This window comes from Pedobacter kyonggii (assembly GCF_004310665.1).
GTDB classification, from domain to species: Bacteria; Bacteroidota; Bacteroidia; order Sphingobacteriales; family Sphingobacteriaceae; genus Pedobacter; species Pedobacter kyonggii.
Window position 1 is genome coordinate 1 of the sequence record NZ_SIXF01000056.1, and the last position, 9,760, is coordinate 9,760.

10 protein-coding genes are annotated in these 9,760 nt (G+C 39.2%); 7 read left to right on the forward strand and 3 right to left on the reverse strand.

What is annotated here, in order from left to right:
- Positions 1–604 precede the first annotated feature (604 nt).
- Together EYS08_RS25270 and EYS08_RS25275 are read right to left on the reverse strand one after the other, a co-directional pair.
- Complete coding sequence (locus tag EYS08_RS25270) at positions 605–1,063, reverse strand: type I restriction enzyme HsdR N-terminal domain-containing protein (protein ID WP_131032669.1); 459 nt, start codon at positions 1,061–1,063, stop codon at positions 605–607.
- A gap of 40 nt (positions 1,064–1,103) precedes the next feature.
- Positions 1,104–1,457 (reverse strand): hypothetical protein, encoded by a 354-nt coding sequence (locus tag EYS08_RS25275; protein ID WP_131032670.1) that lies wholly within the window; start codon positions 1,455–1,457, stop codon positions 1,104–1,106.
- Between the two features lie 138 nt (positions 1,458–1,595).
- Between EYS08_RS25275 and holA the strand changes: the two genes are divergently transcribed.
- Together holA and EYS08_RS25285 are read left to right on the forward strand one after the other, a co-directional pair.
- Positions 1,596–2,618, forward strand: coding sequence for a DNA polymerase III subunit delta (holA, locus tag EYS08_RS25280; protein WP_131032671.1), 1,023 nt, complete (start codon positions 1,596–1,598; stop codon positions 2,616–2,618).
- Positions 2,619–2,755: 137 nt separating this feature from the next.
- Positions 2,756–5,014, forward strand: a complete 2,259-nt coding sequence (locus EYS08_RS25285) for a glycosyl hydrolase family 95 catalytic domain-containing protein (protein WP_131032672.1) — start codon at positions 2,756–2,758, stop codon at positions 5,012–5,014.
- Positions 5,015–5,236: 222 nt separating this feature from the next.
- Here the strand turns inward: EYS08_RS25285 and EYS08_RS25290 are convergent, their stop codons facing one another.
- Positions 5,237–5,854, reverse strand: a complete 618-nt coding sequence (locus tag EYS08_RS25290; protein ID WP_131032673.1) for a class I SAM-dependent methyltransferase — start codon at positions 5,852–5,854, stop codon at positions 5,237–5,239.
- Positions 5,855–6,011: 157 nt separating this feature from the next.
- Here EYS08_RS25290 and EYS08_RS25295 point away from each other — a divergent pair, with 157 nt between their 5' ends.
- From EYS08_RS25295 to EYS08_RS25315, 5 genes are all read left to right on the forward strand, one after another.
- Entirely contained in the window at positions 6,012–7,004 is a 993-nt protein-coding gene (locus tag EYS08_RS25295; protein ID WP_131032674.1) for a helix-turn-helix domain-containing protein, read from the forward strand.
- A gap of 462 nt (positions 7,005–7,466) precedes the next feature.
- Positions 7,467–8,027, forward strand: a complete 561-nt coding sequence (locus EYS08_RS25300) for an RNA polymerase sigma factor (RefSeq protein WP_131032675.1) — start codon at positions 7,467–7,469, stop codon at positions 8,025–8,027.
- Entirely contained in the window at positions 8,008–8,277 is a 270-nt protein-coding gene (locus EYS08_RS25305; RefSeq protein ID WP_131032676.1) for a hypothetical protein, read from the forward strand. The genes EYS08_RS25300 and EYS08_RS25305 overlap by 20 nt, the downstream gene beginning before the upstream one ends.
- 78 nt (positions 8,278–8,355) lie before the next feature.
- Positions 8,356–9,045, forward strand: coding sequence for an ATP-dependent Clp protease proteolytic subunit (locus tag EYS08_RS25310; protein WP_131032677.1), 690 nt, complete (start codon positions 8,356–8,358; stop codon positions 9,043–9,045).
- Between the two features lie 458 nt (positions 9,046–9,503).
- Positions 9,504–9,760: transposase DNA-binding-containing protein (locus tag EYS08_RS25315; protein WP_208745942.1), on the forward strand; the 257-nt coding region annotated here is incomplete at its 3' end.

Genomic DNA, 9,760 nt, shown 5'->3' on the forward strand with positions numbered 1-9,760 from the left:
AAAACTAGCTATAAAGATATGATAGACTGCTTTCTAAACCTTGCTTGGGAAAACCTGCTTTAATCAGTGTGCGGCTATCTTTTAAACTGTTTATTAATAAATACTTGCGGCAAATTTAACGACCGCTAATAGGAGGATATAGCTAAGTTTTTATACTTTTATAAAAAAAAGCTTCTGAGAGGCGTTAATTTAACTAAATAGAAACCGCAAATTCTCAGGACAGGCAACTTCTTTTGCCCATAAAAAAAGAAAAAGCTTCCAAAGCCACTTGAAAAAGGGTTTTATTCATAGGAGGTTTAAACCCAGAAGGCTTTTGCTGCTATTGAGGGATATAGCATGATTCAGAAAAAGCGCTATTCTTGCTCTTGCAACCCCTAATAGTCTTGCTGGCTGTGCAACCTAAACCCGATCAAAGCGGGATGCTCCCGATTTTTCATCGGAGCAGAAGCGGGAGCGGGGCTGAATAAACCTAAATACTACTGTTTCTGCTTTCCAAAAAAAAGCATTACAATACATTGATACCTAAGATCGCTTCGTCATTCGTAATAACGGTCAATAAAGATCCTTCACTACGTTCAGGATGACAAAAAAGGAAATTCTTGCACTACAGCCCCAAATATTCTGGCATTTCCGGTACAAAATTAAAGCTGCCCTTTTCCGTATCCATCTTTGCATAAACATGTTGCAAGCCATTGGTTAGCACAATCCACCTGGCCTGATGTATCGAATTATACCGAGAGGCCTGATCGAAAACCGATTGCGTAATCTTTACCTTAGGTGCCTTACATTCAATTAACATCAGTTTCTCGCCAGCGGTATTGTAAACCAAGATATCACTCCTTTTTTGTAATTGGTTTAACACCAAGCCACCTTCAATCTGGATCAATGTTCGTGGGAATTTCTTCTCTAAAACCAGGTTCTGTATAAAATGCTGGCGGACCCATTCCTCAGGTGTAAGTACGAGATGCTTTTTCCTCAACTCATCGAAAATAAAAACCACATCATCTTTTTGTGTAATTTTAAACGGATACGGAGGAAGGTTAAGCGGAGTAGGGGTAAACATTTTCTCAGTTGGCGGTTTTCGGTGATAGTTTTCGGGTATTTTAGTGCCAATTATGCGCGCAAAATCTACATTGTTTGGCGAAAGGCGTTCTTGCTAGTTTACTACAATTAGGACATTTATTAAGGAATACTACTTCTGGATTTTGTAATAAAATTCTTTCTGCAATAGTAAGTTCGAATGAATCGTATCCATCTTGCAACAACGTTAAGATGTCCTGATCTTCGCTTAGCCAGCCAGCTTTTTTATAAACATTAATTGCCTTTGGGTTGTTTGCTTGGCCTGAATCTAAACCCAGCTTAATTATAGAATGGGTATGCCGAATTGCTAACCTCTCTTCTGCAGTAAGAAGATTAGAAAAATAATTCACAATATATTTTGCAGTATCCTGATCCATTTATAAAACCCAGCGGCTTCAAAGGTAGTTAATTTTGATTATGCTATGAAGTCTCCAGTCTTGTATCCCAAATCTCACATCTCTTAAATTATAAACATTTACCCAAATCGTTAAACCTAAATCGTAATTTTACGGGCAATGACTGCTGCCGAAATCATCAAAGATATTAAAGCCCGAAAATTCAAACCTGTGTACTTATTACATGGAGAAGAATCTTATTACATCGATCAGGTTACTGATTATATTGAGGATAAACTGCTGAATGATGCCGAAAAAGGTTTCAATCAAACTGTTTTGTATGGTAAAGATACCGATATGGCTACGGTTTTGGGTGCCTCAAAGCGCTACCCGATGATGTCTGATTATCAGGTGGTAATTGTTAAAGAGGCACAGGATTTAAAATGGGGCAAAGAAGATTCGAGTAGCAAGGAAGGCGAATTTGTGCTCAACTATTTCGAAAAACCCTTACCCAGTACCATATTGGTTTTGGCTTTTAAGTATGCAAACTTCGATAAACGAAAAAAAATCTATAAGGCCATTAATAAAAGTGGGTTGATTTTTCAGTCAGATCCTGTCCGCGATTATAAACTGGTGCCCTGGATTGAGGAATTTATTAAAGATAAAGGTTACAAGATCGATCAACAGGCATCGGCTTTAATGGCTGAATATTTAGGGACCGACCTTTCTAAAATTGCCAACGAGATCGAAAAATTAATGCTTAATGTTCCGAAAGAGACAACCATTAATACCGATCTGGTTCAAAAAAATATAGGCATTAGTAAAGAATATAATGTTTTCGAATTGCAGAAAGCACTGGCCATCCGCGATGTGCTGAAATGCAATAAAATTATCAATTACTTCGCCAGCAACCCTAAAGCGAACCCAACAGTAATGGTTTTGGCCAATTTAGGTGGTTACTTTACTAAACTTTTAAAGTACCATTACATCCCAAATAAGGCCGATGCAGCATCAGCTTTGGGCGTGCCTCCATTCTTTATCAAAGATTATGAGTTGGCTGCAAGAAATTACAATACAGGAAAAGTTTTCCAGGTAATCGGTTTACTCCGCGAATACGATTTAAAAAGCAAAGGTTTAGATAGTACCGGAAATGTTGAAGATGGCGAGCTGTTAAAAGAGCTTGTGTTCAAGATTGTACACTAAACTTTTATTAGCAGAAAAGTATTCTATATTACCCATCAAACGTTTGCGCAATTTTTCTGGATTTTAGTCTCGCCAAATATCATTATTTTAGAAGTTGATGCCCCTGTTTTACGGGTACTAACCATTTCTAAACACAAATGAAAACTAAAATCCTCTTACTGTTAGTGCTTCAATGCATTGGGAACTTTATTTATGCCCAATCATTAAAACCTTATAATCTTTCTTTTCCTAAACTCGCCAATAAATGGGATGAAGCCATGCCCTTGGGAAATGGTATGTTGGGGGTTTTAATATGGGAAAAGAACAAAAAACTACGCCTTTCATTAGATCGTGCAAATCTGTGGGATGAACGTAAAGCGCTGGATATTTCGAAACTTAACTTTAAGTGGGTAGAAGAGCAGGTTCACCAAAATAACTATGCTGCCGTTCAAAAAATAGGTGATGAACCTTATAATAGCAGCCCATATCCAACCAAATTACCTGCAGCCGCAATGGAATTTGATATTGCTAAATTAGGTAAAGTAGTATCGAACGAATTGGATATCGAAACGGCTTTAAATACGGTAAAATTTGAAAATGGTACTGTTTTTACCTGTTACATTCATGCGAAGCAGCAACAGGGATATTTTAGTTTCGAAAATCTTAAATCTACAACGATCATACCTAATTTGATTGTGCATAATTACGCCAATAATTTGATAGAAAAAGGCGATAACAGCCATGCAGGCGAGGGTTTGCAGAAACTTGGCTATGCAAAAGGAACAGTTACCAATACGGTAAATAGTGTCCGTTACCGTCAGCCTACTTACCAGGGTCATTATTATGAAGTGTTGGTTCAATGGAAAATAATGGAGAACGGGAATGTAATCGGTTCCTGGACCATTAGTAATGATAAAGCTGCAAAATTACCTGGTATTTCTTCAACAGCGAAAGAGCCGACGGGTTGGGATTCTCATACCAAATGGTGGAAAGATTTCTGGAATAAATCGAGCATTGTAGTGCCGGATCAGCTTATTCAAAAACAATACTATTTAGAAATGTATAAATTAGGGTGTGTAGCCAGAAAAGGAGCACCGGCCATAACTTTACAGGCCGTTTGGACAGCCGATAATGGAAGCCTACCACCCTGGAAAGGCGATTTCCACAATGATTTAAATACCCAATTGAGTTATTGGCCAACATACACCGCTAACCACCTGGCCGAAGGAGCCACTTTTACCGATTGGCTATGGAAAATCAGAAAAAGTAACCTGATCTATACCAAACAGTATTTTGGTGTTGAAGGCTTAAATGTTCCTGGTGTAGTTACTTTAAATGGCGATCCGATGGGTGGATGGATCCAATATTCGCTTTCGCCAACTGTAAGCGCATGGACCTCGCAACATTTTTATTGGCAGTGGAAATATAGTATGGATAAAGCCTTTCTTAAAACCAGGGCCTACCCGTATATTCATGAAGCTGCAACCTATCTGGAGAACATTACCAGGTTGAAAGATGGCAAACGTTCACTGCCTTTAAGCTCTAGTCCTGAGTATAACGATAACAGCATTAAAGCCTGGTTTTTAAACTGGACCAACTATGATTTGGCCTTAGCTAAATTTTTATTTAAAGCTGCGGCTGAAGTAAGCAAGGTAAAAGGTAAGATAGACGAAAGCAAGCATTGGACAGAAGTGCTAAAGCAATTACCGGATTATGAAATAAATGAAACTGGTTTTACCATTGCACCTGGATCTAATTTAACGAGCTCCCACAGGCATTTTTCGCAGTATATGGCCATATATCCGCTCGATTTATTGGATGTTAACCGCGAGCAGGATAAAACCATTATTGATAATTCCTTAAAACGGTTAGAAGAAATTGGTACAAGAGCATGGTGTGGTTATTCTTTTAGCTGGATGGCTTCTATATATGCAAGGGCTTACCAAGCCGATAAGGCGTTAAAGCAATTGGAAATTTTTGCATCCAATTTCTGTTCGGCGAACAGTTTTCATTTAAACGGCGATCAAAAAGGAGGGCAGTACTCAGACTTTACCTACCGCCCGTTTACCTTAGAAGGCAATTTTGCCTTTGCACAGGGCGTTCAGGAACTTTTATTGCAAAGCAGAAATGGTTATATACAGGCATTCCCTGCTGTACCAAAAAGCTGGAAAGATGTAGCTTTTAAGAACCTACGTGCTGAAGGTGCCTTTTTAGTAAGTGGCAATAAAGAAAACGGTGTGCCAACAAAAGTAAAAGTATATGCAGAAAAAGCAGGTGTACTTAGAATTAAACTGCCTTTTAAAACCTATGTGGTAAGAGGTCTACCTGTTGGAAGTGAAAAAATGGGTGATGATGGAATTGCCGAAGTGAACCTGAAAAAACGACAGACCATTGTTTTTGAAAACGGTTACGAATAACATTTGTTGATCAGGAAAATTGGATAATTAATCACAGCAGGAAAATACGCTTGTCCGGAAAAAAAAGTAGGGGCGGAAATTATTCCGCCCCTCTTACGGCCATTTTACTCCATGAATGCTGGCTTGGCTTCCATAAATCAAATTTGCTTAAGTCACTATTTATCTGTTCGTTTCTGCGATCTTTTAGAAATAATATTTTGTTAAATTTAAACAGATCATCAATTATTTCTGGCCAGACACCATGATAAATGGTTTACTGATTTCCTTTCCATTTTGATCCATTACTGTCTCCATCATTTTCTTTACTTCAATATTCGAAAATCCCGATTGTTTGAAAAACGATTTTACTTCATCAATCTCATAAAATGTAAAATCGAGCTGTGTCCAGGGCAGGTCGCCACCAAAGTTTTTTTCAACAAAGGCAAGGTTCATCCTTCCCTCTGGTTTTAACACACGATAGCTTTCAGCTAAGTATTTTAGCGGATCCGGCCAGAAATAAATGGTATTTGCCGTAAAACAATAATCGAAGAAATTATCCTGAAAATCGAGTTTATTATCTGTTGTTTTAATCAATTCTACAGCATTACCATCAGCCTCGTAGGTAAAAAAGGCTTCTTTTATTGCAGATTCGTTAAAGTAAGTGCCAGAATAACTGATGTTTTTTGCCTTTTGAAATAGATAAGAGAGGTGTTCGGTGTCGGTTGGGCTGATTTCCAATATTTTTTCCTCTTTTTTTAGCGGTAAATCTTGTAAGAGTTTAAAAATTAGGGTATTTTTGGGCGGGAGAGCGTCAATTTTTTGATCTTGCGTTAATGTGTTCAGGTCTTCTTGCTCCTCCATGGTATCGTTATTAGTCTCTTGCGGTGCATTCGCAATTGGGCAAAATTGAAAAATAGCAGCCGCACGCTTTTACATCAAAAGGATTTTCTTTTACAGAAAACCGAATTGTGGATAATCCCATTACTTTAGCTCGGCTTTTTTTGTGATAATTGCCTTTATGGGAATCAATGTTGGTAAGGATTACGGCGCCTGGAAAAAGGTAGGGGGCAGCTTTGATGATCTTCCTGTTAGGGAAGGATCGGTAACAGAAAGAAAGGAGAAATACAGCTTTTCTTTTAGCGATGCCGAATTGGTACAGATCAATATCCCTGGTATTTACATCGTGTATGGCGACATCATGTTTAAACAGCAACAGATGTATTTCAGGCCCACCTACGATGTGCCCGATATGATTAAACTGCGTTTTACACTCTCCGGCAATGGCACTATCTTTAACCGGGTAAATAAGCAGCAGTATATCTTTAATTCCAACCAGCAGAATATTATTTACATGCCTGAGCTTGATGGTACAGGCGAATATGATACCGGCCACAGCTACCGCTTTTTTGAGGTACATTTTGCTAAAGAAAAGTTTTTGCAACTGGCAGAACATTCTACCAAAGCATTGCAGGTTTTGGCAGATTATGCCGATACCGGGCGTTATACGCAGCTGGCGGAGCAAAACCTTCCCATTTCTTGGGCCATGCAGCACTGCATCCGCGATATTCTCGATTGTGATTACCCCGAAGGCCTGAAACATATGTTTATCGAATCGAAATGTATTGAGCTGCTTGTGCTCCAGGCCGAAGCTTTTGAACGTGCCATTAGCCAGAAACAGCCTGCTGCTTTAAATTCTGCCTACGATAGGGATTGTCTTTATCATGCAAGGGATTACCTCATTGCCAATATCCACCAGCCACCATCGGTTGCCGAACTGGCTAAAATATGCGGCATTAACGAATTTAAACTTAAACAGGGCTTTAAAGGACTGTTTGATAACAGTATATTCGGTTATTTGAGCGATTACAGGCTTAACCATGCAAAAGAGTTGCTGCTCGAAGGTCTACCCATAAAATCGGTGGCATTTATGCTTGGTTATTCATCGGTACAGCACTTTAGCAATGCTTTCAGAAAGAAATTTAGCTTAACACCGGGTAAGTTGAAGAGTTAAGATGGGAATTGATTAATGTGGTACAGGGTGGATTCTTCTTACGCTCTATGCCGCGGGGGCATCAAACTTTTGAGGCATCAAAAATATGCAAAAATGCTTTGTCAATCCAGCAAGGGGCCTTTTTCACAAACCTCGTACACATCAAAAAAACAGCGGCACTTTGTTTTGTTAGTTAAGGGTGGGTGAAAGTTTTTGCAAACATGAAACACAAAACTACTGCGTTTGAGGTTTGATAGTGCCATTTGTACTGTTGTGCTACTGTTTTTTTGATTTTCTGGCCCTTGGGATTGACGGGCGTGCTTCGGTAAGGGCTGTGTGTTTTCAAAGCAAGCTAGCATAACGCTCCAAACAATTTTTACAATATGTGTTTTCATGATAGGCTTAAGGACAGAAAAAAATAATTGTTAATTTTAGGTGATATCTGATCAAAAATAGTCACATACTGTATAAAGCATAGTAATCATGACAGCAACATCCACTAAAGAGCAGCCCAGCCAGCGCGAAGCACTTTTTATGAAACTCTACAAAGAAGCTTTTCCTTTGGTGGCAAGGCACGTAAGCAAGATGGGCGGATCATTTGAGGAAGCGAAAGACATTTTTCAGGATGCGCTGATGGTGTATTATGAGAAAGTACAGGTTTCGGAGCTGAGGCTGAAGCATCAGGAGAAAGCCTATTTATTTGGGATTGCCAAATATTTATGGATCAAACGTTATAACGAAAACGACAAGAATGTTTTCTTTGATCAGCTTGACCTCGTTGTTAATGAAGAGATCGATTTGGCAGATACCAGATATGAGGAAGTTTCGTCGGGAAAACTGATGCATTTACTGGAGCAGACCGGACAGAAATGTATGCAGTTGCTCAGTGCTTTCTATTACGAAAAACTGGATATGGAAACACTGGCAGGGCGTTTTGGCTTTTCGGGTGCACGTTCTGCAACCGCTCAGAAATTTAAATGCCTCCAGAAAGTGAAAGAAACGGTTAAAGCAAAATCCTTAAAATATGAAGACATCGTTGAATGAGCTCCGTTTAATAGAGCGTTATCTGCTATCGGATGATAAGGATGGAGAAAGTTTCCTGTTCGAAGCGAAAATGATCTTACAGCCTGAGCTAAAGCAGCAAGTTTACTGGCAAAACAAAACCTATCAAATGGTGCGGGGTTATGGCCGGAAGCAGCTGAAAAATGAAATCGAAAACATACACGAAACGTTGTTTAATACCGATGAGCATCAAAGCTTCAGGCAAAAGGTAATGCGTTTGTTCAGCAAATAAACAATCAATTTAATTCATAAATCATGCTCCTTTATCCGGGCAGGGGCATCGCTATGCCTAAAATTTAAAATCAATACGATGGATATTAACAAAGAATTCCGCCTTTATGCGGTAAAACACCAGGGCTTAAACAGCCTTTATGTAGATCAGTATATGAGCAGAAACGCCGCTTATACCCTGCCTGTTGCCATGACACCCTATATTACGGAAGAACGCCAGCTGAATGTGGCACAGATGGATGTTTTCTCTCGGTTGATGATGGACAGGATTATTTTTTTAGGGGAAGCTGTTGATGAGCGGAATGCAAATGTGATACAGGCACAATTGCTTTTTTTGCAGTCGGTTGATACCAAAAACGACATCCAATTGTATATCAATTCGCCTGGTGGATCGGTGTATGCAGGCTTTGGTATTTATGATACCATTCAGTATATCGCGCCAGATGTGGCTACTATTTGTACGGGTATTGCCCTTTCTATGGGTTCGGTATTGTTATGTGCCGGTGCTGCCGGTAAACGTTCGGCTTTGCAGCACTCGAGGGTTATGATTCATCAAACCTCGGGTGGGGCAGAGGGAACCGCCATTGATATGGATATCAGGATCAGAGAAGTGTTAAAAGTCCAGTCGGATCTGTACCATATTTTGGCGAAACACAGTGGACAAAGTTATGAGCGGATAAATGAAATTGCCAGTCGCGATTATTGGATGACCGCCATTGAAGCAAAGGAATTCGGAATGATAGATGAGGTGTTGATGCGTGGAGAATAGGGTTTTGTTTGATTTAGAGTGAGTTATGGCTTTTGCGATCGTTTCCTCACTTAAGCCACCTTTTGATAATAGGCTTGGTTTAGGATGATATTATTCTTTATCTTAGATAAAACTAATTAACACTCGTTATGGATTTTATGTCGATCGCTTTTTTTACTATTCAAATTCTGGTAGTTGTAACTATCATTTACTTTATATTAAGTAGATTGGATAATATCAGTAAATCTAATTATCATAGAAACGAGCTTTTAAAAGGGATTTTGGATGAACTCAAGCGTAAGAACGAGAATAAAAACTAAATCTGGGCCTTGCGCAAGTCTTAGTACCCCTGGCCAAAGTATAGACCCACTTGTGCTTAAAAATCCCTCAATTAATCTCTGCTAAGCGTCTTTTTGTATAAGGCACCCCTCCTAAATCCTATCGTGTGGACACATCTTTTTATTTACTTTGCACTTGATATGCGTCGAGAATTTACAGATTTAGGGGATCACCGTTTACTTTTAAGAGGGAATAAGATTTTAAATGATCTTTTTAGCCGGAGTGTTCATTCGATACGCCAACTTACAGATGATGATGCATCCGCAAAAGGCTTCTACCGTTTTCTCCTGAATGAACGGATAAGCGAGAATGAACTCTTGTCCAACCTTATTGGGAACTGTAAAGCAGCCTGTTCAGGCAGATATGTTATCTGCTTTCAGGACACTACCGAGATTAA